The organism is Mesorhizobium sp. M0678 (genome assembly GCF_040320505.1).
In the GTDB taxonomy this organism is placed as follows: domain Bacteria; phylum Pseudomonadota; class Alphaproteobacteria; order Rhizobiales; family Rhizobiaceae; genus Mesorhizobium.
On sequence record NZ_JAMYPT010000004.1, the window covers coordinates 406,200 to 428,842 of the forward strand.

Below are 22,643 nucleotides of genomic sequence, written 5' to 3' on the forward strand. Positions count from 1 at the left end.
GCTGCACGCGGCCTGTCTTCACCAGTCGATCGCAGGCCGAGTGATCATCAGCCAGAAAATCCCGAGTACCGCAGCGAAGGCGGGGAAGCCGAAGGCGAACCACAGCCAGAAGAGCCGATGATAGCGCGGCGGCAACGGCGCGCCTGCAGCGGCGGCTTGCGATGCCAGCTTGCGCATCTGCATTTGCATCCAGACGACCGGGAGCCAGAACATTCCGGTGAAGATATAGAGCGCGATCGAAAGTACGATCCAGCCCTCCGACAGCGAGTAGCCTGCCTGCCAGGCGAGCGCGGCTCCGGTCAAAGGCTGCGCGACCACGGCCGTCGCGGTGAAAAGGAAGTCGGCGACGACGACGATACGCGCCACGGCCGCAACCGTCGCGGCATTGCCGGTCCTGTGGGCGAGCAGCATGAAGAAAGCGATACCGGCGCCGGTACCAAGCAGCACGGATGCGCCGATGACATGCAGAAATTTCAGCAGGAAATAGAGCATCAACGCTCCTCCAGCACTGCCAAGGCCACAAAGTGCAGCACCAGGATCGGCAACACCTTGAGGAACGGCCCAAGCGGGTCGTTCCACAGATCGGGGCTCAGGAAGCTTCCGACGACAAGGTAGAAGAGCGAGAGCGCGATGCCGCCATAGAGGCCTTTTCGCGTCGCTGGCCGCCAGGCTAGGAGCGCGCCGACGGCGATGTCGGCAAGAGCACCGGCTATCACGGTCGGCGCCGACAAGATGCCAGCCCCCGTGCTTTGCATCAGCTCGATGCCACCGTTATAGCCGGTGGTCAGCGACACAATACCCGTCACGATCCAGAAGAAGGGCAGGACGACGAAGATCGCAGGCTTGATGAAATACAGCCGGGCAAACCATTTTTCCTGCACCGTTGCCGGATTGAGCGCGAGGAAGCCCGCCAGGGTTTGCGGGCGTATGCCGGTCGCGGCGGTCCAGTCCGAGGGATCTCCAACCGCTCCTCGGGCGATCTCTCTGGCCGCGTTGGTGCGCATCGGTGGACGCCAGCCGAACATCGCGGCAAGGTCGCCGAGGCGGTAGAGAAGCCTTGCAACAGCCGCCGGCAAGACAAACCTGGCTGCAGGAGCCCAGCCGAGCCATCGGCGATAGCTGCCGACGACCTCGTCCATGCTCAGCTGTTCGGGACCGACAAGTTCCAACACGACGCGAGACGGACTGTCGGGATCGAGAAGGAAGACGACTGTTGAGACCACATCGTCGAGTAGTACCACCTGGAGCCGGCCGGTGCCGGGCATGGACGGTAGCACCGGCAGCGAGGCGAGACCCCTAAACAATGCGCTGGCCCCAAACACCGGCCGGCCGAGCACCACGGACGGGCGCAGGATCACCCAATCCAGATCAAGCGCCATAAGCGCTTGGTCGCCGGCCAGTTTCGTCGCCGAGAATGCCGAAGGCTGCGCCCGATCGACGCCTATCGCCGAGAAGTGGATTACCCGGGCAACCCCTGCCCGCGCACAGGCGAGGAAGAGTGCTGCCGCCGCATCGCGATGGACTTCGCGCGTCTTTTCGCGAGGGCTGTCCTGCAGGACGCCGGCACAATTCACGACGGCGTCGACACCCCTGAGATGCGGTAGCCAGTCTTCGGGCTGCAGCGCCGCCGCCATGTCCAGCACCAGCAATTGATAATTGCCGGCCCGGTTTGCGCCGGGGCTGCGGACCAATCCGATCACCTCATGCCTTTCGGAAAGAAGGCGTGCCACGACGGAGGCACCGATCAGGCCGGTGGCGCCGGTAACCAGGACTTTCACTGGACCCCATTCTCCGACGGCGGGAAAGTATCGTTCATTCCGGTTTATCGCCCTCGATACTCCCCTTCATACCGGAAAGTTCTTCCGTCGTGCATAACAACCGCGGCCGCGCCGGGTCGGAGATGTCGAGCTTGTCCCAGGGAATGCGGTACACGCTGTCGCGACTGCGCAATCGAAAGACGTCGAGGACCGCAATGCCGATAGCCGAAGCGGACAGACGCTCGAAGGCCGCGTAGATGCCGACATGGTACTCGGTAACCACCAGGTCGTCGCCATCCGGTTCGGCGCGTATCTCCTCGATACGGCCGATGCTTTTGCCGTGCGAAAGCACATTCCTGCCAGCCAATTGCTCAAGATTGACGGAGGCCATCATCCAGCTCCCGGAATACGCCCAATGACATGATCGCGCAGCCAGTCCTGCCAGTCGAAAATCGCCGTTTCGCGGACGTCGATATCGAACTCGATGTCGACGCCGATGTCGCGCACCTTGTTCCAGGCGATGCGGTGCGGCTCGGCATGGCGCTTGCCGCCGAGCCTTGCCGCAACCCGCGCCATCCAGCGCCCGGGTCGCTCGCCAAGCCGACGCCCCAGCGTGATCGAGCCGAGCTCGACCGCAACGATTTTAGGCGGCTCGCCTGGCCTGAGCTCGGCCACCAGCCCGTCGACCTTGCCGATCTTGACCTGCTCGCGGTCGACTACTTGCTTGTCCAGGATGTCGCGCAGCAACTTCATCACGTGCCTCCGAATATCTGCAAAGGAATGGTCACGATCGCGAGCACGAAACCGAGCGCGATGATGAAGATGACCGCGGCATTCGCTATCATGCCATTGCGGTGCTCGCCGACATAACGCTCGTCATTCAGCAGGAAGAGGAACGGCACCACGGTCAGCGGCAGGCTGGCGGCCGTCAGCGCCATGGAAAAGATGGTGAGCTTCAGCGGATCGAGGCCCAGTGCGATCGGAATGGCGGCGAGAACCAACAAGATCGTATAGACGGTGCTGAAACCCGGGTCGTCGCGCGGTTTCAGGTTCTCGCCCCAAGTCCAGCCGAAACCCTGCGCCACAAGGTAGGCTTGCTGCAGGCCGATTTCGAGCGCGGCACCGAAGCAGGCAATGCCTAGTGAAGCAACGAACAGGACAAATCCCCAGAAACCGAAGATCGGAATCAGCATCAGTGGCAGTTGGTGGTAGTCATCGACCTGCTCTATGCCGTGCGCGGCCAGCACGAGCGCCGCCACAATCAGCACACCGATAGCGATTGTGCCGCCAAAACTCATGCCCAGGCCGGCAATGGCCCGATTGGCTCCGAGATAGCTCTTGTCCCACTCGTCCTCGATCGCTCCCGACGAATAGAACATGAACAGATAGGGCGAGATCGACGCACCAAGAATGCTGACCGCCATGAACCAGTAGTTGGCCGCGTCGTGATCCGGCAGTGTGGGCACGGCCCCGGCCGCGACCTGCTCCCAATCGGGCTTCAGCATGACTGCGCCAACCACGAAGCACAGCGTGACCAGCCCGAGGATCGCGACGCCTTTTTCGATGAATCCGAACGTGCCTTTCCAAAGGAACAGCCATGCCAGAAAAGCGACCGGCAGCGCCCACCACTGAAAGCCGATGCCGGTGGCGAGCTCGAGCGCAATGGCAACACCGCCGATTTCGGCTGCCATGACCAGGAAGTTGACCAGCAAGGTCGCAAGCAACGGCCACAGAAAGGCGTTGAAGCCAAACCGTTCCCGGATCCCGTCGGCGATGGTGTGATGGCTAACTGCGGCGAAGCGTCCGGCCATTTCGACCAGGAAGATGATGCAGAACGTGCCCAGGACGACGGCCCATATCAGCTGAAACCTGAACGCCGCGCCGGCCTGAGCGGCGGTCGCCACTGATCCGACCTCAAGAAAGCCGCCAACGCTGGTGACGACGCCGAGCGATATTTCGAGCAGCTTCTTCATGATTTCGGCGCGAAATATTTCGCGTAGGACGTGCTCAGATCGGCGGCGGCGGCCCGCAGATCCTGCTGCGCGTGTTCCACTTCCGAGCGGTTGCCGTTCTGCACGGCCGTCGCCGCGCGAATTACCGCTGCCGAAAGCCGTCCAACCGCCATCGTCAGACCGGCTTGCCCGCTGGGCTCAGGCGACTTGGCGGACTGGATTTGCGCACCGGCATCGGCGAGCGCCTTGCCGGCCGATTGCAAAGTGCGCGACGTGTATTCCGACGGGGCTCCCCCAGCGATCCAGCTCTCCAGGACCAGCGATGCAGTCTGTGTGGCGGAAGCCGCGGTTTTCGACTGCTGCTCGACCTGGTCGGAAGGCGAGCATGCCGTCAATACAAATATTATCAGCAGCAAGCACGGGCGGTCTGGTCGAAGACCGACGGCTGTAACGGCATTTACAATACGTGCTTGTAGCGTTGCTGCCACACGATTGTTCTCCCCGCACCAAGCGACTTCGGCGCGAAGTTTGATCTAGAGCGCTGGGTGATCAGGTCAACTGAACCGCGATGAACGGCGCTGGCACCGCGGAACAAACCAGCGATCGCCGGATTAGGGGCTGAGGAGGCAAAGGCCATGGATAGGGAAGAGCGTATCAGGCAGCGAGCCCATGAGATCTGGGAGCGCGAAGGCCGTCCGCAAGGACGCGAGCGCGAGCACTGGGATCAGGCCGTGCAGGAGATCGAAGCTGAGGGTTCCGAGGCCGAACGCGGCCCGGTCGTGCCCGATCCAACGGTCGAGGCCGGCTCCGATCCGGAGGCACGCGGCAGCAAGCGGCGGCGAGGGACATGAGGCCGATGCCTCGTTTCGTCGCCTGGATCGTGGTCGTACTGGTCGTGCTGTTCGCCGCCTGGCTGATGATCGGGCGCGACAGAACCGGCGGCGGAGGTCAGCCCACGCCGCACGCAATTGATCAAAATGGATAGGAGCCGACATGACGGGAACCGATACTCATCCTGAACAAGACCCGGCGGAAGGATCGCGATCGGTAGTGGAAAATCAGCTCCGCAAGGAGCAAGGCGGCGAGGGTCAAGATCGCAAAGCCGAGCCAGCTTCCGACAAATCCGGCAGCAAGACCAAGACGCCTTCGGAAGCGCGCAAGAAAGGCTCAGGCTTGGATTGAGCCGGCCGAAAGCAGGCTCACACTGCCGTTTGCCGCGAAATAATAGGGATAGCGCTCCTGGACGATTTCGAGCACCTCGAAGATGCGGCGAAGATGCGTTCGCATCGCCTCTTCCGCCGCAAACGCGTCGGCCTGCTCAAGCGCATCGACAATCCGCCGATGCTGGCCGAGGACCACCGACATGCTGTCGAGGCGCGGAAAAGACAGGAAGCGGAAGCGGTCCATGTGCAGCTTCGCCGCGCTGATGTCGGCCCAGATTCCGGGAAACCCGGCATGACTGGCGATATGCTGGTGGAACAGCTCGTCCGACTTGAAGAAGCGCCTGTCGTCCGCGATGGAGGCGAACGTCTCCTGGACGGCCAGTTCGCCTTTTAGCACGGCAAGCAGGTCAGCACGGCGCGGGCTCTCGACCGCGCGCTTGATCAGGCCGACTTCGAGCGCTTCGCGCAGGAACTGCGATTTCTCGAGATCGGCAATCCGGAGCGGCGCCACCATGCTGCCGCGCTGCGGATAAATGTCGATCAAGCCAAGACCGGCCAGCCGGGCGAGCGCCTCCCTGACCGGCGTGCGGCTCACGCCGAGGGCTTCCGACATCGCCTTTTCAGAAATCAGCTCGTGCGGCTTCAGGCGGAAGGTCAGGATCTGGTCGAGCAGAACCTCGAACGTCCTCGCCGCGACCGATACGCCGGGGCCGGTTTCGCCCAACCGCCCCTCGGTGATGGTCCGCATTCCCAAAAGCCCTGCCATCGGCGACCCCTTATTGGCTCTGCAGCTTCAAGCCGTTCATGAAATGCCTGCGCAAGCAGCAGCGCCGACGTTATTCCTTGCGCGGAGAACCGCCGATGCGCGCCAGCAGGCCGCCATCGACGCGTACGACCTCGCCGGTGACGAAGGAGGCATCGTCGGACAGCAGGAAGGCGACGACTGCGGCAATCTCTTGCGGCCGGGCGGTACGGCCGAGCGGATGCATATTGTCGAGGATGCGCAGGATCTCGTCGGGCTTATCGTTGAGTTTCACCGCATCCCGCAGCATCGGCGTGTCGACCGCACCCGGAGCGACGGCATTGACGCGCACGCCGAGCGGCGCATAGTCGACGGCCATCGATTTGACCAGGCCGATCAGGCCGTGCTTGGCCGTGCTGTAGGCCAGAACCCCTTCCTGGCTGGCCAGACCCTGCACCGAGCTCATATGGACGATGGCGCCGCGGCTTTGCCGCAGCAGCGGCATCGCCGCGCGGGAGAGCAGGTAGGCAGCCTTGAGGTTGACGTTCATCACCTCGTCCCAAAGCGCCTCGTCCGTGGTCTCCACCGTTCCGTAACGCTGGATGCCGGCATTGTGGGAGAGCATGTCGAGCCCGCCGAACGCGGACCGGGCAAGCTCGACGGCGCGGCCACAGGCCTCAGTGTCGGCGGTCGAGCCAAGCACGGTGTGCACGGTCACGCCGCGCGCCGAAAGCTGCGCCGCTACCTCATCCAACTGATCGCCCGCCCGGTCGAACAGGATCAGGTCGACGCCTTTCTCGGCCAGTCTTTCGGCGACAGCACGGCCAATGCCCATGGCCGCCCCGGTGACCAGTGCGCGTTTTTTGAACTCAGCCATTTATCCTCCCTCGAACAGTTGCGCAGCGACTGCCATGGTAGTCGACGGGCGCCACTTGACGTGCTCTTTCCACCGAGCCGGCCCAAGCGTGTTCGGCATCATGTCGATCCTTGCATGAAAGCCAGCGTTTCCGCGCGCGTCGGTGCGCCAAGACGTCCGCCAAAGCGCAGGCATTTCAGGGCGGCGGCGGCGCTGGCCACTGCTATCGCCCGCTCTTCGTCCCAACCTTCGGCCAGGCCGAGAGCGAAGGTGCCGTGGAACACGTCGCCTGCCGCCAGAGTGTCGACGGCTTCGACCCGCGGCGACGGCAGATGACGGACGTCATTGCTGCCCGAGTAGCGGAACACGGTGCCGTTCGCCCCATCGGTGACCGCCACGAAGGCGCCGGTCCGTTCGCCGAGAATGGCGACGGCAGAACCGGCGGATATCTCCGGACCGCAAAGGATGCGTGCCGCCGGCAGCGAAGCAACGACATGCGAGGCGAGCGGCAGCAGCCGGTCGAGCACCGGTCGCGACGCGACATCGGCGTCAAGGATCGCCGGGATGCCGCACTCGCGAGCCTTCGCCAGCGCCAGGGCCGCGGCTCCGGGCCAGCGGACATCAACCAGCACGGCGTCGAAGCGGGAAAAATCCGCGGGCGGAAGACGGTCAGGATCGGCTTGCGTGACTGCATCGTAGAAGGGCACAATCATACGCTCGCCGGCGGCATCGACCAGGATGGTGGCAATGGCCGAGCGGCCACCTTCAACCCTGCGCACCAGCGAACAGTCGACCCGCTCCGCCTCCATCTGGCCGATGACATCGCGGCCGACAGCATCGTCGCCGACGCTTGCCCATAGCCAGACCTGCCCGCCCTGGCGGCTGGCCGACGCGGCCGCGCTTGCTGCCATGCCGGCCGCGATCTGCACGGCCTCGCTTGGCAGGAACTTGCCGGCGCCGGAGGGCAGGACATCGAGGCGCAAGATCGTGTCGTAGGTGAGCGCGCCGACGCAGAGCAGGCGGGGCGCCGTCATTGCAGCCGGTAGCCGCGCTGATGGGCAATCGCCGTCATCACGCCTCTCAATTCGGCAAGGCCGCGAAGACGGCCGATCACGGGGTAGCCGGGATGGGTGTGCCGCGCGGCGTCATCGATCAGCTCGTGGCCATGATCCGGGCGAAAGGGCAGCAGCGCCGCCGGTTCCCCGGCGTCGCGGCGGCGTTGCTGCTCGTCGAGCAAGATCGAAACCACCGACACCATGTCCACATCGCCGCTCAGATGCTCGGATTCCATGAACGAGCCGTCCGGGTCCTTGCTGACGTTGCGCAGATGCACGAAGTTGATCTTGTGCGCAAAGCGGCTGGCGATGGCGGGCACGTCATTGGCCGGGTTGGCGCCCAGCGACCCCGTGCACAAGGTAAGGCCGCTATGGGCCGATGGCACTGCGTCCAGGATAAAGGCGATGTCGTCCGCGTTCTTGACGATCCGGCACAGGCCGACGAGATCGCGCGGCGGATCGTCCGGGTGGATCGCCAACGTGACGCCCGCCTCTTCGGCCGCCGGCAGCACGTTTTCGAGAAAACGGACGACGTTCTCGCGCAGCCGGTCGTGCGACAGGCCCGATTGCTCGGCCACCACTTCGCGCAATTCCGCTATGTTATAGCGCTTGAAGGCGCCCGGCAGGCCGGCCATGATGTTGGCAAGCAGACGCTCTTTTGACGCATCCGGCGTCGCCTCGAACCATTCGCTTGCCCGCTGGAGAACATCGGACGCATAGTCGCGCTCAGATCCCTTGCGCTGCAGCATGTAGCAATCGAACGCGGCAAGCTCGTGCATGTTCATGCGGAGCGCCCGTCCGCCGCCCGGCAGCGGCGCAGCCAGGTCGGTCCGGGTCCAGTCGAGGATCAGCATGAAGTTATAGCAGACCGTGCGCACACCGCAGGCGCCGAGATTGCGTAAGGTCTGCCCGAAATTGTCGTAGAGCCGGTCGAGATCGCCGCGGCCGAGCTTGATGTCCTCGTGCACGGGCACACTCTCGACGACGCTCCATTTGAGGCCCATCGCCGGATCCGCCTCGATAAGCGCCTGGCGCTGCCTGATAGCGTGGATCGGCCAGACTTCGCCGTAAGGGATGTCGTGCAGTGCCGTCACGATACCGGTCGCGCCGGCCTGCCTGGCATGGGCAAGCGTTGCTGCGTCGCTCGGCCCAAACCATCGCCACGTCTGCTCCATTCGACCTCCAGCGACGGAATTTTCGATGAGCCCCCGGTGTATTGGATGCTACCATGGCAGTCAATTGCCGCAGTCCAGTGCCTGTGTCCGCGTTCGGGCGGCCGCCCCATGAGAGATTACAACGATACGTGGCGTTCAGATTGAACGGCTATCCAAGGTCCGAGTTTCGGCTGGCCCAAATCGCGCCGCGTTCGAACATCGTGCGCATTTGCGGCACGGCGAACTCGTCGGCGGTGTGCCCGAGCGCGCTGTAGAAGACGCGGCCCTTGCCGTAGCGGCGCTTCCAGACAACCGGCATGACGACGCCGGCGATGAAATCGAGATGCTCGCCGGTGAAAGTAGTCGTCGCCAGCACCTCGTTGGTCGGATCGACATGCATGTAATACTGCTCTGAACGGTAGGCGAAGTCGTCGATGCCCTGCATGACCGGATCGCCTGGCCTGGTGATGTCGACGTGATAGTCGATGATGTTGCCGGGATGGGCGACCCACTGGCCGCCGGTCATGAACTGGTATTCCGGCTCGTTGCGGAAGCTGTCGCACATCGTGCCGTGAAAGCCCGCAAGGCCGGTGCCGGCCCCGACGGCGCTGGTCAGGTTTTGCAGCTCCGGCTTTTCGATCGTCGACATGGTGATCACCGGGACAATGAGATCGAGCATGCCCAGCTGCGGATCGGCAAGCGCCGAAGTCCCCTGCGCCAGCTGCACGTCGAAGCCGTTGCCGGCCAGCATCTCCTTGACGATTTCGGCGCTCCGGGCCGGGGTGTGACCTTCCCAGCCGCCCCAGAAAATCAGTGCCGTCTTGCTCATCGCATTATTCCCTATTCCAGAATTCCGAAAGGCAGGTCGGCCTGCATCGGCGCCGGCCGGGCGCAGCCATATCTCAGGTCGATACGCTGGCCTATCTCTGCTGAAGAGATGATCGATTCCATGATTTCCAGGACATGGAGGGAAAGATCGAGGCTGGCGCGGTGTTGCCTGCCCGAGACGACCGCCTGCGCCATGTCGGCAAGGCCGAGGCCCCGGTAATTGCCGTCGCCATACGAATGGATCTGATCGGCCACCGTCCAGTCGCCCTTGCGCTGGCTGGTCCTGATGTCGCCCTGAAACTGGTTGGGATCGGAGACGATCATCGAGCCCTTGGTTCCGTAAAGTTCGATGTGATTGTGTTCATGCTTCCAGACGTCGAAGCTGGTGGTGATCGAGACCGCGGCGCCATTCTCGAATGCGAGCAGGCCGGAAATATGGGTCGGCACCTCGACCCGGATGGTTTCGCCCTGGCGCGGTCCAGAACCGATGGTGCGGGTGGCGTAGGAAGACTTCGCCTGCCCGGTCACGGATTTTACCGGACCCAGGAGATTGACCAGGCAGGTCAGATAGTACGGTCCCATGTCGAGCATTGGCCCACCGCCGGGCTGATAGTAGAAATCCGGATTGGGATGCCAGAGCTCGTGGCCGGGCACCTGCATGAAGGCAGAGCCGGCGACAATGGTCCCAGCCGTATCCTCATCGACCAGCCGCCGCGCCGTCTGGTGGGAGCCGCCAAGAAAGGTGTCGGGTGCGCAGCCGACGCGCACGCCCTGTTCGCGCGCCGCCGCGACCAGCCGCTCGGCGTCGCTGAGCGTCGTTGCCAGCGGCTTCTCGGAATAGACGTGCTTGCCTTGCCCGACAGCCTGCAGGCCGACCGGCACATGATGCTGCGGCGTCGTCAGATTGAGCACGATCTCGACGCGCGGATCGGCCAACAGCGCGTCGACCGGCATGGCAGCCAGGCCGTAGGCCGCTGCCTTCGCCTCGGCTGCCGCCCGGTTGATGTCGGCGACGCCGACAATGTCGAGCACCGGGAATTGTGGCGATGCCTTCAGATAGGCATCCGAAATGTTGCCGCAGCCGATAATGCCGACACCGATCCTCCGCATGGGCTTCTCCTCAAAAGGCGGCATTGATGAAACAGCAGAACTCGTTTGTCACCCCCCTTTCGGCCAGACGACGTTATCCCGTGACAAGGATATACCTCGAGAGCCTCAGAACCGCCGCCCGATCACAATCGCGCGCCTATGCGCGAGCCGCTTGCTTTCGAGGTCGAACGGCCGGTACTCAGCAACATTGCTTCATGTAGCTTGCTCGACATTTTTGATGCCGGCTTTAGAAGGACGCAAATGATCCGCCCACAAGGAACCATCGCACCGATCCTGACGCCGTTCGAAAACGACGGCCGGATCGCCCGCGATCTCTGGATATCCCACGCCAAATGGGTGCTGGATCAGGGAGCGCATTTCCTGTCGCCGTTCGGTACCACGGGCGAGGCCTTGTCCGTCTCGTTGCGCGAGCGCATGCAAGCGCTGGAGTGGCTGGTCGAGGCCGGCATTTCGCCAAGCCATCTGATGCCCGGCACCGGTGTCACAGCACTTGCCGAGACCGTCGAGCTGACGGCGCATGCCGTCGGGCTCGGCTGTGCCGGGGTGATGGTGCTGCCGTCGTTCTTCTATACGGCCGCCGGCGACAACGGACAGGCCCGCTACTATGGCGAGCTGATCGAACGGGTGGCGAACCCGGCGATGAGGATGATCCTCTACCACATCCCGCAGAATTCCGGCGTACCGGTGAGCCCGCCGCTGACCGCCCGCTTGAGCCAAGCGTTTCCGGATGTCGTGGTGGCTTACAAGGACAGCGCCGGCGATTGGAACAACACCGCGGCGGTCATTGCGGCAGCCCCAAGGGTCGCGGTGTTCCCGAGCTCGGAAGCACAGCTGACGAAAGGCCTCGCCAACGGTGCTGCGGGATGCATCTCGGCGACGGTCAATCTAAATGCCGCAGCGATCCGGGCCCTCTACGACGCAGCACTGGCGGGAGAGGACATTACTGACGCGGATGCCGCCATCAAGGCGTTCCGCAAAATCATCCAGGACGCCGGCCTCATCTCCGCGATGAAGGCAGTGCTGGCGGTACGGGCCGGCGACAGACGCTGGCTGAACCTGCGCGCGCCGCATGAGAACGCGACGCAAGCCACCGGCGAAGCTTTGCTCGCCGCTCTCGGCCCGCTAGCCGACCATATCGGCCGGAGCTGACTATCGGGCCGTGTTCAGGGCGGCAGCAGCGCGTATCAGCGCCTTGAACGCATTCTCATCTATGTCTTCGCCCTCACGGATATCGATGGCGCGCCTGGTGTTGCCTTCGAGACTGGAGTTGAACAGGCCTGAAGGATCCGGCAGGGAGGCGCCCTTTGCGAAGGTCACCTTCACGACGTTGTTGTAGGTCTCGCCGGTGCAGATTATTCCGGCGTGCGACCACACCGGAACGCCTCGCCACTTCCACTCCTCGACCACTTCCGGGTCAGCCTGCTTGACGAGAGCGCGGACATGGGAAAGCGTCTTGCCTCGCCAATCGCCCAGCTCACTGATCCTCGCATCTATCAGCTGAGAGGGGGAGCTCTCTGCATTTCCTTCCATAGAGCCACTCTTCATCACCATTGTCGCTTTCCCTAGGGTTGTTGCCGCTCGCCCGTCACATGAATACCGCTAGTCGGCACCGGGTTTGCGGGAATGACTGGCATTCCACTCACATTCGCTCGCCAGGCAACTGGCTGGCTTGCTTTACCCAGTCGGTGAGTTGAGCTTCGTCGAGCTGGTCGTCCTCGCGGATGTCGAGGTAGCGCACGTCCTTGTGCTTGGACTCGCCTGGAGGGAAAGGATGCAGCGACGTGCCGCGGAAGAAAGCCAGCTTGATGTACTTTGTGAAGCAATGGAAGTTGAGGAACCAGCCTTGACCCTCTACGCCATAGAAGGGCGAGTTCCATTTGACGGCCTTGCGCAGGTTGGGAACGTTGCGCTCGATGAGTGCGTCGAGGCGGCGGCCGACGTCGCGTTTCCAGCCCGGCATGGCCGCGATGTAGGCCTGCACAGGAGCGTCACCATCACCCTTCGGGATCTGCGGGTTGCCGCCTGCGAGGAGGACCGGCTTGGCGGCTGCAGGCTTGGCGGCGGGCTTCTTCGCGACCGCCGCTGACTTGATGGACGTCTTGTTGGCCATGCGTTCACTCCAATGCGCCGGTGCCCCCTGCGTTGCGCCACTTGGGAGCGTAAGGCAGCACGAACATGTACAGTCCGGTAAGCAGGAGCAAGCCGAGTGGAAACAGCGGCAAGAGGTATACCCAGTAGGCGGGTTCCTTGCCTGCTCCCAGGCTGATGAAGATGGCGGCGACGACCGCCGCAAAGATGATCGACAGCCAGCGGTGGATCTGCCGAACCCATTTGTTCCAATCCATTGAGACCTCCTCTGAAGACGAACCGAAGCGGATCGGGCGGCCCGTTTGGCGACTCCCGCCGGGCAGCCACGCCACTGAACGCATGCTTTACCAGCGCGCCAGTTGGGTGATTTGAACGAGATTGCCGCAGTTGTCGTTCAGCTGGGCGATGGTCGAGCCGGTTACTTCGGTCGGCGGCATCGTGAACTCGGCGCCGCGCGCTTTTATGCGCTCGTAGTCGCCCTTGACGTTATCGGTGAAGAACATGACCGCGGGCTGGCCCTGCTGGAAAATGGCTTGCTGGTAGGCCTTGGCCGCCGGGTTGTCATTGAGCGCGAGTTGCAGCTCGGCACCGTCCGGCTCGTCGGGTGATGCGACGGTCAGCCAGCGAAACGGCCCATTGCTGAAATCGGCCTTCTTGGTAAAGCCGAGCGTTTCGGTGTAAAAGCCCAGTGCCTTTTCCTGGTCGTCCACGTATACTTTGGCCAACTTGATCTTCATTGGCTTGCCTCCATTATCGCCTCGTGATGTCGCTCTGTAACAGAGCCCTTGCTTGGATAGCCCAGCGGATCTCAGTCCGTCCGCGCCAGAACCTGCTCCAGATCGTCAAAGAACCTCGGCCAGCCGACTTTGGCACCCCGGAAGTAAGGCTGCTGATCCGGCCGGAAGCCCGACTGTTCCATGCGCAAGCGGGCTCCGGTGCTCGTGGGGGTGAGGGTCCAGGAGACGACACTCTTGAGATCCTTGGTATCCCACGTGTAAGTCAGTGTTCTGTTCGGCTCGACCGTCTGCACCTGACACTCGACAGAGCCCCAGTCTGCGTGAAGATTGAAGCGGTGGTTCGCGACAGGTTTGAAGTCATTTTTCATGAGCCACTCCTCGATCAAGTGTGGTTGCGTGAGCGCGCGCCAGATCTTCTCGGGCGGATAAGCGATTTCCCGTTCAACAATGACGGAGAGTGTTTCGGTCGACGTTCGGTTCACTGGTCCATCCTTTTGAGCAGGTCTTCGAGGTCGTCGAACCGGCTCTGCCAGAACCCGGTCATCTGGCTTGTCCAGTCAATCAGGGGGGCAAGCGCAGCAAGCTGCGCGCTATAATGGGTCTGTCGCCCTGCATGGCGGTCGCGCACGAGCCCGGCCTGCCTCAAAACGCCGAGATGTTTTGACACGGCCGGTTGCGAGATCCCGGCCTGAGCCGTCAGAGCCCCGACCGTCTGCTCTCCTTCGCGACACAGCCGCTCAAAAATAGCGCGCCGAGTCGGATCGGCAAGCGTTCTGAAGAGTACATCGTGAGCCTTTGGCATTGGGATCGATAACCCTTCGGCTATTGATCGATGTATAACCACCGGGATATGTGTGAGTCAAGCGGGAAGCGGCACAATTCTCGTTGCAGGAGCGATCACCTGCTTCGCTCACACAGCGGTCTGCTTCAAGAAGTGGAACGAGCGCCGCGACGGTCGCTGACCTGGGGGCAGCCTGGTGTGCCAAAGTACTCTGCGCTGGAATCGTCAAGTGTGATGCGCTATATGACTATCTACATGGTCAGGAGCGTGACATGGACGCGGTCAATCTGGCGGACGCCAAGGCACATCTGAGTGAGCTCGTCGACCGGGTTGAAGCTGGAGACTCGATCGACATAACCCGGCGTGGCAAGCCGGTCGCCAGGCTCACGGCCGTGGCCCGCCCTCGCAAACGGATCGACGCCGTCCTGCTCCAATCCCTGACCGCAACCATGCCTCTGCAGGCTCAGGCTGCCACCGATCTGGTGCGATCGATGCGAGATGGCGATCGCTATTGACGTCCTATCTCGATACTTCGCTGATCATCGCGGCGCTATCCAACGAAGCCATGACCGCGCGCGTTCAGGGCTGGCTGGCGGAGCAGGACCCTGCGCAACTTGTGATCAGCGACTGGACCATCACCGAGATGTCCTGCGCCATGGCGATCAAGCTTCGGACCGGACAAATCGACCTGGAGCAACGCGCGGCAGCGCTCGCGATGTTCAATAAGCTTGTCGCTGAGAGCTTCACCGTGCTGCCGGTGACGGGCGGGCATTTTCGGGTCGCCGCGAAATTCGCCGATCAGCATATGCTCGGGCTTCGTGCTGGCGACGCCCTGCACCTCGCGACGGCATCGGAGCATGGCGCCACGGTGTGGACCCTCGACCAGCGGCTCGCCGAGGCAGGACCGATTCTCGGCGTGCCGACGCAGTTGCTGGCATGATCGAGGCCCTCTCCTCCAAAATGAATAAACCGATTGGCTGCAATTCTTGACCTTGACGACTTGTGGATATACATTTCTTCCAGCGTATATCTAAGAGAGGAAGTGGCATGCAGGTCGCCAAATGGGGAAACAGTCTTGCGGTCCGCCTTCCCGCCGCTGTGGTCGAAGCGCTTGAACTCAGGGAAGGCGATGAGATCGAAATCCATGTCGCTGACGCCCGCCAGCTTGGCGTCGCGCGGAAGCCCGGGCGTGAGGAGTTGCTGAAGCGTCTCCGCGCCTTCCGCGGTCGGCTTCCCGCTGACTTCAAATTCGATCGGGACGAGGCAAATGCCCGTTAGTTTTTTCGATACCAATGTCCTTCTTCATATCGCGTCAGGCGACACGGCGAAGGCGGATCGGGCCGAGGCGGTCATCGCCGATGGCGGGGCGATCAGCGTGCAGGTTCTCAATGAACTCACCAATGTCGCGCGTCGGAAGATGCAAATGTCATGGGACGAAACGCATGCGCTGCTGACCACGCTGCGCGGCCTGTTGACGGTTCATCCGCTCACGCTCGAGACCCACGAAACAGGATTGAGGCTCGCCGAGCGGTACGGCCTTTCCACCTATGACGCGATGATCGCCTCCGCGGCGGTTCACGCTGGCTGCGATACACTTTGGTCGGAGGACATGCAGCACGCAATGGCGCTCGACGAAGGCTTGCGCATCGTTAATCCCTTTCGCGTTGCGAGCTGATCACGCTCATTGAAGGGGGCTGGCCGGGAGCGAACTGGCGGCTTTCGATGTTGCCGAGCGGCGCGTCGGGCACGGAGAGCGATGCTGTCAACCACAAGCGTCTGCGCGGGCGAGGAGAAAGGCCGCTTCGCGCACGTTGCGGGTGAGCTTGGCCGCAGCCTCGAATTCGGCGCGGGCCTCGGCCAGCCGGCCGGCCCGAAACAGAAAATCGCCCCTCGCCGCCGGCAATGGCGCATAATTGCGCAAGGCGGCGGCGTCGGCAATCTCGTCTACCAGCCGCAGGCCCGCTTCGGGCCCGAAGGCCATGCTGTGGGCGACCGCTCGATTGAGATCGACCACCGGCGAGGGCATCACTGCACGCAGCCGGTCGTAGAGCGCTGCGATACGGGGCCAGTCGGTATCGGCCGGACTGCGCGCCCGCGCGTGACAGGCTGCAAGCGCGGCCTGCAACACATAGGGGCCATCGCCCCCGAGGGCTTCGGCACGGGCCAGCGCGTCAAGGCCTCGGCGGATCAGCAGCTGGTCCCAGCGCGCGCGGTTTTGCTCGGTCAGGGTCAAGAGGGCGCCGTCCGGCCCGATGCGTGCCGGCAGGCGCGATGCCTGGATTTCCATCAGAGCCAGCAGGCCGAACACCTCGGCATCCTCGGCCATCAACCCCGCCAGCATGCGGCCGAGCCGTTGTGCCTCCAGGCACAGGCTCGGGCGGACAAGGTCGTCGCCTGCCGTGGCAGCATAGCCTTCATTGAAGATGAGATAGATGACCTCCAGCACCGAGGACAGACGCGCCGCACGCTCGGCGCCGCGCGGCACCTCGAAGCTGAGCCCGGCCTTTCCGATCGTCCTCTTTGCGCGGACGATGCGCTGGGCGATCGTCACCTCGCTCGACAGGAAAGCACGGGCGATCTCGTCCGTCGTCAGGCCGCCGATGACACGCAGCGTGAGGGCCGCGCGGGCGTCGGCCGAAAGTATGGGGTGGCAGGCTGTGAAGATGAGGCCCAGCAGCTCGTCGCCAAGATCGTCGTTCATGGCCATTTCGTTTCCCTCGGCCGTACCATCGCAGTCGCCGTCCAGCTCCCGCGCGATCTCCTCATGCTTGCGCTCGCGCATCTTGTCGCGACGGATCGCGTCGATGGCGCGGCGTTTGGCGACCGTCATCAGCCAAGCGCCGGGATTAGCCGGAACGCCGGTCCTGGACCATTCGGATAGGGCTATGACGAGGGCGTCCTGCACCAGTTCCTCTGCAAGATCGACATTGCGCACGAGGCGGGCCAGGCCCGCGATGAGCCGGGCACGTTCAATGCGAAAAATCGCCTCGATCGCCTGCTGCGTCTCGCCTGCCGTCATGCTGCCTTATCGGCCAAAGCCATAACGAAGGCAAAGCAGGTTGCGGCCGACAGGTTCAGTTGCCGCTGAGCTTCTCGCGCGTCCGGTCATGGATTTCCGTGACCTCCGGCGTCAGATTCCCATTGCCAATCAGCCATCTCGTACAGCGGCCGGATTTCAATCTCGCTCGGTCCGGGCATGGGATTGGGGCAGCGCTTCACCCAGGCGACAGCCTCGTCCATGTCCTTGACTTCCCAGAGCCAAAAGCCGGCGACCAGTTCGCGGGTCTCGGCGAAAGGCCCGTCGATGACCGTCCGGCGGGGACCATCGAACGCAACGCGCTTGCCCTGCGAGGAGGGCTTGAGGCCATCGGCGTCGAGCAAGATGCCGGCATTGCGCAGCTCGTCGTTGAACCTGCCCATCGCCTCCATCGCCTCCTTCGCCTCGGGCGTGGGGACAAAGCCCTTTTCGCTGTCCTCGGTAGCCTTCACGAGCACCATCACACGCATCGTCTGTCTCCTTGTTGAGCCGGACTCACCGGCCGGCATCGAAACGACGAACGGAGTTTAGGAAATCGACATTGTCCTGCAAATTTTTTTCGAGGTTGAGGAGAAAGCCGCCGATCGCGGCTCCCCTGGTCAGGAATCGCGATGGCGCGATATCGAGATTGGGCGCAACGGTGGTCGCCGATTGTAAGTAATTGAGTGGCCCGCCTAAACCATTTCGGGACGTTTTGAAGCCTCGCGGATCGCCTTGTGTACGCTGCGCTGCAAATCCATGAAGGCCGGGGTTTCCATGACCTCTTCCCGGCGCGGGCGCTCGATATCGACATTGAAGGTCTGCATGATGCGTCCCGGGCCGATCCCCATCACGACGATGCGGTCCGACAGGTAGACGGCTTCTTCCACATCATGGGTGACGAAGAGCACGGTGAGCCTGTGCTCCTCCCAGATCTGCGTCAGGAGTTCCTGCATCTGATGCCTGGTCAAGGCATCGAGCGCGCCAAAGGGCTCGTCCATCAGAAGCATTTTGGGTCGATAGGAAAGAGCACGCGCTATGGCCACCCGTTGCTTCATGCCGCCCGAAAGCTCAGACGGATAACGATTGGCGCTGTGAGGGAGCTTGACCAGATCGAGATGCTCGCGTGCTATCCTGCGGCAGGTCGCGCGATCATGACCCGCGGCCTTGAGGGCGAACTCGATGTTCTGCTGCGCCGTCAGCCAGGGAAGCAGGGTGTAGGACTGGAAGACGACGCCGCGGTCGAGGCCCGGCTGCAGGATCGGCGCGCCATCGATGGCAAGATCTCCCGCGTCGAAATCCTGCAGTCCGGCAACGATCGACAGCAGCGTGCTCTTGCCGCAACCCGACGTGCCCACCAGCGAGACGAACTCGTTGTCGGCAAGATCGAGATTGATATCGCGCAGCACTTCCGTGCGCCGCGCGCCCGTGCCGAAGCTCTTGTGGAGACCCTCGATCCGCAGTTTGGGCAAACTCATCGGCCCGGCCTCATTGCACGTGGCCCTCCTGCCGGAACAGCACTTTTCCCAGTGCCTTCATGACCTGGTCGGTGATGAGGCCAAGCACGCCCAGCAGCAGGATGTAGCCGATGATGGTGTTTGTCTGGAAATAACGCTGGGACACGGTGATGCGGTAGCCGAGCCCTGATGTCGCCGCGACAAGTTCCGCCAACACCAGCCAGGTCCATGCCCAGCCGAGACTGATGCGCAACGTGTCCCAGATGCCTGGCAAGGCGCTGGGAACCACGATGCGGGTCAGGATCCTGCGATCCGGCAGGCCGAGTGTCCTGCCAAGGCCAATGAAATCAGCGGGAACCCGCTTCACATTGTCCATGATCATCAGCACCTGCTGAAAGAAGGTGCCGATGAAGATGATCAGGAACTTCTGGGCATCGCCCGTCCCCGACCACAGGATGGAGAGGGGCACGAAAGCGACCACCGGCATGTAGCGGATGAAATCCACAAGCGGCTCGATCGCCGCTTCCCAAGTCCTGAAGCTGCCGATCAGCACGCCAATTGGAATCGCCAATGCCGAGGCGATGAGGAAGCCAACAGAAATACGGTATATCGAGGTCCTGAGGTCCAGCCACAGCGTGCCGTCACCCGAGAGCTTGCCGAGCTGGGTCACCACGCTCCCCGGCGAGGGCAGGAAAATCGGCTTTACCAGCCCCAGCCCTGTTGCCGCCCACCAAGCAAGACCGAGGCCGGCAAAAACCGCCACTGCTATCATCAGGAAGCGCGAGCGTGCGATGGGCGCGCCGTCCCCGGCGGCGGGGCCACGGCGCATCGGCTGTTTGATCACCGGCCCCGGCGCTGCGTGAGACGGGCTTGGCTTGGTCGCACGCTGCTCGGACATTTGCGTCACCACCGCGAGCCGGCCCTCGTCATTTCGCGGCCTTGACGAATGACGGGTCGATCATCTGCTCCGGCGTCACGTCCGCCTGAAGCAGCCCGGCGTTCTTGGCGGCTGCCTCGACATCGGCGAATGTCTTGGTGGAAAATTCGCCCGTCAGCGCATCCTTGTTTTCGGCGAGAGTATAGTAACGCACGCCATCAAAGGCGGTGTTGAGGTCTTCGACGCTCGAACCGACTGCCTTGGAGATGATCGCCCGGCCGTCGGGCGTGTCGGCATTGTAAGCCTTCAGGGCCGCATCCCAGGTCTTGATCATGGCAAGCACCTGGCCGGGACGCGACTTGATCACCTCATCCCGCACCACGAACACGTCACTGATCAGGCCGGGATCTTCGCCTGCGGTGAAGAGCAGCTTGACGTCCTTGTTCTGTGCCCTGGCCGCGGTGAGATAAGGCTCATAGGTAACCGCGACCGGAACCTGGCCAGCGATCAACGCGCTGCCGGCATCCGCCGCCGGCATGGGAACCGGCTGGACATCGGCGATGGACATGCCGTTCTTGGCGAGCGCGTATTTGAGCAGGATGTCGCTCGTCGTGCCTTCCTCAAAAGCCACCTGTTTGCCCTTGAGGTCGGCGACGGAGGCGATGTCCTTGCCGGCGATCATGGCGTCCGCCGTCATGCTGACGTCGAGCAGAAGCACGATCTTCACCGGCAGGCCGGCCGCAACCATTCCCATAGCCGTGTGGGTCGCGATGTTGGCGGCATCGAGCTGGCCGCTCGCCAGGGCGGCGTTGATGTCCTTGTCCTCGGCGAAGTTCACGATCTGCACGTCGGACAGCCCGTTTGCCTTGAACAGACCTTTGGCTTCGGCGACGTGCCACTGGCCGTAGCCAAGCCATGGCTCGATGCCGATCTTGAATGTTCCTGCCTCAGGCGTCGCCGGAATTGTCGTGTCGGCCGCGCAGACCGCCGGGGCAAACCCGACGGCAGCAGCCATAACGAGTGCCCGAAATTGTCCTGCTAGGTTACGCATCATCTTGTTCCCCTTGATGATCAGGCCGCTTTTTTGAACCAAACATCCGGCCTGGTGAGAATGCGGGCTTCTGCTCTTGCGGCACCGTGCCTCGGCATCTTAGCTGTTCGTTCAACGAAAGTGCGACGACACTTCAACGTCAGCAACAGCGGATGTCAAGGCTAAATACATACATGCATATACAAGTTAGCCCCTCCTTCCGACTCTGATTCGCTTCACTGCGATCAGGGTTTTTTGGATGGAGAATATCGACTGCCAAGCGAGTAGCGGCTGCCAACGTAAGTCAGCTTACTGATCGTGGCAACGACGGCGCCCGTCCATGTCCGGCGATGCAGAAACAGGCAGCAGCTGCCGACGTCGATGCCCAGATACCGCGCCGTCTCGGCATCGGCAGGGGTCGCCGAGATGATGTGCTCGACCTCCGTCACCGGGGTTTTCTGCATGAGGTAGTCGTAGGTCGCTGTCCTGGAAAAATCCTGCTTGTCATAGTCGGGTATCAGGCCCGGGTTGACGAAGCGCTCTTCCAGTTGCACAGGCAGGTCGTTCTCGAAGTTGACGACGATGGAATGATAGACCGACACGCGCTTTGCAAACTCGAACGAAAGCGCGAGCTCCTTTGTCGGCATGATCTTTTCGAGGACGATAACCTCGGAGCGATGCCTGTTTCCCCGCGCGACAATTTCCGCCGCGATGTTGTTGATCTCGATCAGTGCGGATTGCGGTCGAGGTGGCGCGATGAATGTGCCGACGCCCTGGAGCCGGATCAGAAAACCCGCAGAGGTCAACTCCCGCAAGGCACGATGGACCGTCATCCGAGACACGCCGAGTGTCGCCACGAATTCATTTTCGGACGGCAGCTTGCGGTCCTTGCTCCATCGCCCCGTTCCGATGTTCGTCAGGATGTAGTCCTTGACCTTCTCGTAAAGAGGGCTGGCGGTGTCGGGCAAAGTGATCATTTCAAAAATCCTTTCCGGCAAGGTTCGGAAATCACACGCGCCCGGCAGACCGCATCCGGATGATTGTTTTCAAACCATCGCCCTGCCCCGCCAACAGCCGCTCATAGGCTGCGGGAACATCATCCAGGCCGATCTCGCGGTCGATCAGTTCGACCATGGGCTCGGTCAATTCGCCGAGCATCCGGATGGCGTCGGGAAGCTCATCGGCAAAGGCGTGGCATCCCAGCAATGCGATTTCGCGTTCAACCAGGATGTTGGGATCGATATCGAGGCGGCCGTGGAATATGCCGACCATCGCAACGGTGCCGCCGGCATCGAGAACGCCGAGCAACTGGCCGAGTGCTGCGACGCTGCCGGTTGCTTCGACGGCAGCGAGCAAGGGGGCATCCGCGGTGGCGGCGGCAATGGCGTCCCGGTTCAAATCGACGATGCTGGCGCCGGTCACACGCGCCACGCGGGCGCAGCGGCCAGGGTTGCGATCGGCGACGAGCACGGTACCTGCGAATGTCCGGGAAAGCAGCAGTGCGGCAAGCCCGCCGATAGTCCCGCAGCCGACGACAAGAACGGAGCCGGCCGTTTTCGGCAGACGCCGCACTGCGTGCAACGCTACAGCCAGCGGCTCGGCCATCGCCGCGACCCGTTCGTCAAGCACGGCATCGACGACGTGCAGCAGGCGTGCGGGCAGGACCGCCTGTTCGGCAAATCCGCCGTCGCATATCTCGCCGACAAAGCCCAGCGACGTGCAAAGATGCCGCCTGCCTGCATGGCATTGCGCGCATTCTCCACACCAGAAACGGGAATCGGCGACCACGCGGTCGCCAACAGCGACGGTGTCCACGCCCTCGCCGATGGCGATCACCGTGCCTGTCAGCTCATGGCCAGCCGTCGAAGGCGACCGGCTTATCCATTGGCCGGTGCGGAAGTTGTGGAGATCGGAACCGCAAATGCCTGCGGCATCGACCCTCAGCTTCACCCAGCCTGGCTCGGGAGCGCCTGGCGCGGCGATATCCTCGACGCGCAAGTCGCCGGGTCCATGGAGTCGCGCCGCCCTCATCGTCATCGT

General features: G+C 62.8%; 33 protein-coding genes. 8 read left to right on the top strand and 25 right to left on the bottom strand.

The window, feature by feature from the left end:
* Positions 1–18: 18 nt before the first annotated feature.
* From NKI29_RS10920 to NKI29_RS10945, 6 genes are read right to left on the bottom strand one after another with little or no spacing between them, the layout of a single operon-like run.
* A complete protein-coding gene (locus tag NKI29_RS10920) occupies positions 19–492 on the bottom strand; it encodes a DUF2269 family protein (protein WP_023676159.1) in 474 nt (157 codons plus the stop codon).
* The gene (locus NKI29_RS10925; protein ID WP_352691132.1) at positions 492–1,778 is read right to left on the bottom strand and encodes an SDR family oxidoreductase; all 1,287 of its coding nucleotides are present in this window, start codon (positions 1,776–1,778) and stop codon (positions 492–494) included. Before NKI29_RS10925 ends, NKI29_RS10920 begins: the two co-directional genes overlap by 1 nt.
* 34 nt (positions 1,779–1,812) lie before the next feature.
* Positions 1,813–2,151, bottom strand: coding sequence for a hypothetical protein (locus NKI29_RS10930; RefSeq protein WP_352796205.1), 339 nt, complete (start codon positions 2,149–2,151; stop codon positions 1,813–1,815).
* Positions 2,148–2,510, bottom strand: coding sequence for a hypothetical protein (locus NKI29_RS10935; protein ID WP_023676162.1), 363 nt, complete (start codon positions 2,508–2,510; stop codon positions 2,148–2,150). The genes NKI29_RS10930 and NKI29_RS10935 overlap by 4 nt, the downstream gene beginning before the upstream one ends.
* Entirely contained in the window at positions 2,510–3,730 is a 1,221-nt protein-coding gene (locus NKI29_RS10940; RefSeq protein ID WP_023676163.1) for an NRAMP family divalent metal transporter, read from the bottom strand. The genes NKI29_RS10935 and NKI29_RS10940 overlap by 1 nt, the downstream gene beginning before the upstream one ends.
* Positions 3,727–4,125 carry a hypothetical protein gene (locus NKI29_RS10945; RefSeq protein ID WP_245274675.1) on the bottom strand — a complete coding sequence of 133 codons (399 nt, stop codon included), beginning with the start codon at positions 4,123–4,125 and terminating at the stop codon, positions 3,727–3,729. Before NKI29_RS10945 ends, NKI29_RS10940 begins: the two co-directional genes overlap by 4 nt.
* Positions 4,126–4,344: 219 nt before the next feature.
* Here NKI29_RS10945 and NKI29_RS10950 point away from each other — a divergent pair, with 219 nt between their 5' ends.
* From NKI29_RS10950 to NKI29_RS10960, 3 genes are read left to right on the top strand one after another with little or no spacing between them, the layout of a single operon-like run.
* Positions 4,345–4,560: a DUF2934 domain-containing protein gene (locus tag NKI29_RS10950; protein WP_023676165.1), complete on the top strand. Its 216-nt coding sequence runs from the start codon at positions 4,345–4,347 to the stop codon at positions 4,558–4,560.
* A 5-nt stretch (positions 4,561–4,565) separates the two neighbouring features.
* Positions 4,566–4,694, top strand: a complete 129-nt coding sequence (locus tag NKI29_RS10955; protein WP_280952094.1) for a hypothetical protein — start codon at positions 4,566–4,568, stop codon at positions 4,692–4,694.
* An 8-nt stretch (positions 4,695–4,702) separates the two neighbouring features.
* Positions 4,703–4,891 (top strand): hypothetical protein, encoded by a 189-nt coding sequence (locus tag NKI29_RS10960; RefSeq protein ID WP_156937321.1) that lies wholly within the window; start codon positions 4,703–4,705, stop codon positions 4,889–4,891.
* Here the strand turns inward: NKI29_RS10960 and NKI29_RS10965 are convergent.
* The 6 genes from NKI29_RS10965 to NKI29_RS10990 form a co-directional block, all read right to left on the bottom strand.
* Entirely contained in the window at positions 4,877–5,638 is a 762-nt protein-coding gene (locus NKI29_RS10965) for a GntR family transcriptional regulator (protein ID WP_352569222.1), read from the bottom strand. The genes NKI29_RS10960 and NKI29_RS10965 overlap by 15 nt on opposite strands.
* 70 nt (positions 5,639–5,708) lie before the next feature.
* Positions 5,709–6,491, bottom strand: coding sequence for an SDR family NAD(P)-dependent oxidoreductase (locus tag NKI29_RS10970; protein ID WP_352796208.1), 783 nt, complete (start codon positions 6,489–6,491; stop codon positions 5,709–5,711).
* Between the two features lie 98 nt (positions 6,492–6,589).
* Positions 6,590–7,504 carry a PfkB family carbohydrate kinase gene (locus NKI29_RS10975; RefSeq protein WP_023676170.1) on the bottom strand — a complete coding sequence of 305 codons (915 nt, stop codon included), beginning with the start codon at positions 7,502–7,504 and terminating at the stop codon, positions 6,590–6,592.
* Entirely contained in the window at positions 7,501–8,700 is a 1,200-nt protein-coding gene (uxuA, locus tag NKI29_RS10980) for a mannonate dehydratase (protein ID WP_352457403.1), read from the bottom strand. Before uxuA ends, NKI29_RS10975 begins: the two co-directional genes overlap by 4 nt.
* Positions 8,701–8,848: 148 nt before the next feature.
* Positions 8,849–9,508, bottom strand: coding sequence for a ThuA domain-containing protein (locus NKI29_RS10985; protein ID WP_352796211.1), 660 nt, complete (start codon positions 9,506–9,508; stop codon positions 8,849–8,851).
* Between the two features lie 11 nt (positions 9,509–9,519).
* Positions 9,520–10,617, bottom strand: a complete 1,098-nt coding sequence (locus NKI29_RS10990) for a Gfo/Idh/MocA family protein (RefSeq protein ID WP_352457401.1) — start codon at positions 10,615–10,617, stop codon at positions 9,520–9,522.
* A 240-nt stretch (positions 10,618–10,857) separates the two neighbouring features.
* Here NKI29_RS10990 and NKI29_RS10995 point away from each other — a divergent pair, with 240 nt between their 5' ends.
* Positions 10,858–11,766, top strand: a complete 909-nt coding sequence (locus tag NKI29_RS10995; protein WP_352457400.1) for a dihydrodipicolinate synthase family protein — start codon at positions 10,858–10,860, stop codon at positions 11,764–11,766.
* Here NKI29_RS10995 and NKI29_RS11000 read toward each other — a convergent pair whose 3' ends face one another.
* The 6 genes from NKI29_RS11000 to NKI29_RS11025 form a co-directional block, all read right to left on the bottom strand.
* Positions 11,767–12,147 (bottom strand): DUF1801 domain-containing protein, encoded by a 381-nt coding sequence (locus NKI29_RS11000; RefSeq protein WP_352457399.1) that lies wholly within the window; start codon positions 12,145–12,147, stop codon positions 11,767–11,769. It lies immediately after the preceding gene.
* A 109-nt stretch (positions 12,148–12,256) separates the two neighbouring features.
* Positions 12,257–12,727, bottom strand: a complete 471-nt coding sequence (locus NKI29_RS11005) for a DUF1801 domain-containing protein (protein WP_352569221.1) — start codon at positions 12,725–12,727, stop codon at positions 12,257–12,259.
* Positions 12,728–12,731: 4 nt separating this feature from the next.
* Entirely contained in the window at positions 12,732–12,962 is a 231-nt protein-coding gene (locus NKI29_RS11010; protein ID WP_023716563.1) for a hypothetical protein, read from the bottom strand.
* An 87-nt stretch (positions 12,963–13,049) separates the two neighbouring features.
* Positions 13,050–13,442 carry a VOC family protein gene (locus NKI29_RS11015; RefSeq protein WP_352451012.1) on the bottom strand — a complete coding sequence of 131 codons (393 nt, stop codon included), beginning with the start codon at positions 13,440–13,442 and terminating at the stop codon, positions 13,050–13,052.
* Positions 13,443–13,513: 71 nt separating this feature from the next.
* On the bottom strand, positions 13,514–13,924 hold the full coding sequence (locus NKI29_RS11020) for an SRPBCC family protein (protein WP_023676179.1): 411 nt from the start codon (positions 13,922–13,924) through the stop codon (positions 13,514–13,516).
* Positions 13,921–14,244, bottom strand: coding sequence for an ArsR/SmtB family transcription factor (locus NKI29_RS11025; protein WP_023676180.1), 324 nt, complete (start codon positions 14,242–14,244; stop codon positions 13,921–13,923). The genes NKI29_RS11020 and NKI29_RS11025 overlap by 4 nt, the downstream gene beginning before the upstream one ends.
* Before the next feature lie 251 nt (positions 14,245–14,495).
* On the opposite strand from NKI29_RS11025, the gene NKI29_RS11030 reads away from it, so the two are divergent.
* The 4 genes from NKI29_RS11030 to NKI29_RS11045 all read left to right on the top strand — a co-directional run bounded on the left by NKI29_RS11030 (position 14,496) and on the right by NKI29_RS11045 (position 15,898).
* Complete coding sequence (locus NKI29_RS11030) at positions 14,496–14,738, top strand: type II toxin-antitoxin system Phd/YefM family antitoxin (RefSeq protein ID WP_023676181.1); 243 nt, start codon at positions 14,496–14,498, stop codon at positions 14,736–14,738.
* Positions 14,735–15,163 carry a type II toxin-antitoxin system VapC family toxin gene (locus tag NKI29_RS11035; protein WP_352457397.1) on the top strand — a complete coding sequence of 143 codons (429 nt, stop codon included), beginning with the start codon at positions 14,735–14,737 and terminating at the stop codon, positions 15,161–15,163. Before NKI29_RS11030 ends, NKI29_RS11035 begins: the two co-directional genes overlap by 4 nt.
* 107 nt (positions 15,164–15,270) lie before the next feature.
* Positions 15,271–15,501 (top strand): AbrB/MazE/SpoVT family DNA-binding domain-containing protein, encoded by a 231-nt coding sequence (locus NKI29_RS11040; protein ID WP_023676182.1) that lies wholly within the window; start codon positions 15,271–15,273, stop codon positions 15,499–15,501.
* A complete protein-coding gene (locus NKI29_RS11045) occupies positions 15,491–15,898 on the top strand; it encodes a PIN domain-containing protein (protein ID WP_023676183.1) in 408 nt (135 codons plus the stop codon). Before NKI29_RS11040 ends, NKI29_RS11045 begins: the two co-directional genes overlap by 11 nt.
* An 87-nt stretch (positions 15,899–15,985) precedes the next feature.
* On the opposite strand, the gene NKI29_RS11050 is transcribed toward NKI29_RS11045, so the two are convergent.
* The 7 genes from NKI29_RS11050 to NKI29_RS11080 form a co-directional block, all read right to left on the bottom strand.
* Positions 15,986–17,242: an RNA polymerase sigma factor gene (locus NKI29_RS11050; RefSeq protein ID WP_023676184.1), complete on the bottom strand. Its 1,257-nt coding sequence runs from the start codon at positions 17,240–17,242 to the stop codon at positions 15,986–15,988.
* 86 nt (positions 17,243–17,328) lie between these two features.
* Positions 17,329–17,730: a YciI family protein gene (locus tag NKI29_RS11055; protein ID WP_051406115.1), complete on the bottom strand. Its 402-nt coding sequence runs from the start codon at positions 17,728–17,730 to the stop codon at positions 17,329–17,331.
* A gap of 204 nt (positions 17,731–17,934) precedes the next feature.
* Positions 17,935–18,717, bottom strand: coding sequence for an ABC transporter ATP-binding protein (locus NKI29_RS11060; RefSeq protein ID WP_352451005.1), 783 nt, complete (start codon positions 18,715–18,717; stop codon positions 17,935–17,937).
* A gap of 10 nt (positions 18,718–18,727) precedes the next feature.
* The gene (locus NKI29_RS11065; protein WP_352796253.1) at positions 18,728–19,525 is read right to left on the bottom strand and encodes an ABC transporter permease; all 798 of its coding nucleotides are present in this window, start codon (positions 19,523–19,525) and stop codon (positions 18,728–18,730) included.
* Between the two features lie 97 nt (positions 19,526–19,622).
* Positions 19,623–20,624: an ABC transporter substrate-binding protein gene (locus tag NKI29_RS11070; RefSeq protein WP_502896672.1), complete on the bottom strand. Its 1,002-nt coding sequence runs from the start codon at positions 20,622–20,624 to the stop codon at positions 19,623–19,625.
* Positions 20,625–20,848: 224 nt separating this feature from the next.
* Positions 20,849–21,580, bottom strand: coding sequence for a histidine utilization transcriptional repressor HutC (hutC, locus tag NKI29_RS11075; protein WP_352457599.1), 732 nt, complete (start codon positions 21,578–21,580; stop codon positions 20,849–20,851).
* A 31-nt stretch (positions 21,581–21,611) separates the two neighbouring features.
* Entirely contained in the window at positions 21,612–22,634 is a 1,023-nt protein-coding gene (locus NKI29_RS11080) for a zinc-dependent alcohol dehydrogenase (protein WP_352569219.1), read from the bottom strand.
* Positions 22,635–22,643 lie beyond the last annotated feature (9 nt).

Bases quoted from the DNA above. Each gene is read 5' to 3' on its own strand.
- NKI29_RS10920 (WP_023676159.1), bottom strand. From the start codon at position 492: ATGCTCTATTTCCTGCTGAAATTTCTGCATGTCATCGGCGCATCCGTG.
- NKI29_RS10930 (WP_352796205.1), bottom strand. From the start codon at position 2,151: ATGATGGCCTCCGTCAATCTTGAGCAATTGGCTGGCAGGAATGTGCTT.
- NKI29_RS10935 (WP_023676162.1), bottom strand. From the start codon at position 2,510: ATGAAGTTGCTGCGCGACATCCTGGACAAGCAAGTAGTCGACCGCGAG.
- NKI29_RS10940 (WP_023676163.1), bottom strand. From the start codon at position 3,730: ATGAAGAAGCTGCTCGAAATATCGCTCGGCGTCGTCACCAGCGTTGGC.
- NKI29_RS10950 (WP_023676165.1), top strand. From the start codon at position 4,345: ATGGATAGGGAAGAGCGTATCAGGCAGCGAGCCCATGAGATCTGGGAG.
- NKI29_RS10955 (WP_280952094.1), top strand. From the start codon at position 4,566: ATGCCTCGTTTCGTCGCCTGGATCGTGGTCGTACTGGTCGTGCTGTTC.
- NKI29_RS10960 (WP_156937321.1), top strand. From the start codon at position 4,703: ATGACGGGAACCGATACTCATCCTGAACAAGACCCGGCGGAAGGATCG.
- NKI29_RS10965 (WP_352569222.1), bottom strand. From the start codon at position 5,638: ATGGCAGGGCTTTTGGGAATGCGGACCATCACCGAGGGGCGGTTGGGC.
- NKI29_RS10970 (WP_352796208.1), bottom strand. From the start codon at position 6,491: ATGGCTGAGTTCAAAAAACGCGCACTGGTCACCGGGGCGGCCATGGGC.
- NKI29_RS10975 (WP_023676170.1), bottom strand. From the start codon at position 7,504: ATGACGGCGCCCCGCCTGCTCTGCGTCGGCGCGCTCACCTACGACACG.
- uxuA (WP_352457403.1), bottom strand. From the start codon at position 8,700: ATGGAGCAGACGTGGCGATGGTTTGGGCCGAGCGACGCAGCAACGCTT.
- NKI29_RS10985 (WP_352796211.1), bottom strand. From the start codon at position 9,508: ATGAGCAAGACGGCACTGATTTTCTGGGGCGGCTGGGAAGGTCACACC.
- NKI29_RS10990 (WP_352457401.1), bottom strand. From the start codon at position 10,617: ATGCGGAGGATCGGTGTCGGCATTATCGGCTGCGGCAACATTTCGGAT.
- NKI29_RS10995 (WP_352457400.1), top strand. From the start codon at position 10,858: ATGATCCGCCCACAAGGAACCATCGCACCGATCCTGACGCCGTTCGAA.
- NKI29_RS11000 (WP_352457399.1), bottom strand. From the start codon at position 12,147: ATGGAAGGAAATGCAGAGAGCTCCCCCTCTCAGCTGATAGATGCGAGG.
- NKI29_RS11005 (WP_352569221.1), bottom strand. From the start codon at position 12,727: ATGGCCAACAAGACGTCCATCAAGTCAGCGGCGGTCGCGAAGAAGCCC.
- NKI29_RS11010 (WP_023716563.1), bottom strand. From the start codon at position 12,962: ATGGATTGGAACAAATGGGTTCGGCAGATCCACCGCTGGCTGTCGATC.
- NKI29_RS11015 (WP_352451012.1), bottom strand. From the start codon at position 13,442: ATGAAGATCAAGTTGGCCAAAGTATACGTGGACGACCAGGAAAAGGCA.
- NKI29_RS11025 (WP_023676180.1), bottom strand. From the start codon at position 14,244: ATGCCAAAGGCTCACGATGTACTCTTCAGAACGCTTGCCGATCCGACT.
- NKI29_RS11030 (WP_023676181.1), top strand. From the start codon at position 14,496: ATGGACGCGGTCAATCTGGCGGACGCCAAGGCACATCTGAGTGAGCTC.
- NKI29_RS11040 (WP_023676182.1), top strand. From the start codon at position 15,271: ATGCAGGTCGCCAAATGGGGAAACAGTCTTGCGGTCCGCCTTCCCGCC.
- NKI29_RS11045 (WP_023676183.1), top strand. From the start codon at position 15,491: ATGCCCGTTAGTTTTTTCGATACCAATGTCCTTCTTCATATCGCGTCA.
- NKI29_RS11050 (WP_023676184.1), bottom strand. From the start codon at position 17,242: ATGACGGCAGGCGAGACGCAGCAGGCGATCGAGGCGATTTTTCGCATT.
- NKI29_RS11055 (WP_051406115.1), bottom strand. From the start codon at position 17,730: ATGCGTGTGATGGTGCTCGTGAAGGCTACCGAGGACAGCGAAAAGGGC.
- NKI29_RS11060 (WP_352451005.1), bottom strand. From the start codon at position 18,717: ATGAGTTTGCCCAAACTGCGGATCGAGGGTCTCCACAAGAGCTTCGGC.
- NKI29_RS11065 (WP_352796253.1), bottom strand. From the start codon at position 19,525: ATGCGCCGTGGCCCCGCCGCCGGGGACGGCGCGCCCATCGCACGCTCG.
- NKI29_RS11070 (WP_502896672.1), bottom strand. From the start codon at position 20,624: ATGCGTAACCTAGCAGGACAATTTCGGGCACTCGTTATGGCTGCTGCC.
- hutC (WP_352457599.1), bottom strand. From the start codon at position 21,580: ATGATCACTTTGCCCGACACCGCCAGCCCTCTTTACGAGAAGGTCAAG.
- NKI29_RS11080 (WP_352569219.1), bottom strand. From the start codon at position 22,634: ATGAGGGCGGCGCGACTCCATGGACCCGGCGACTTGCGCGTCGAGGAT.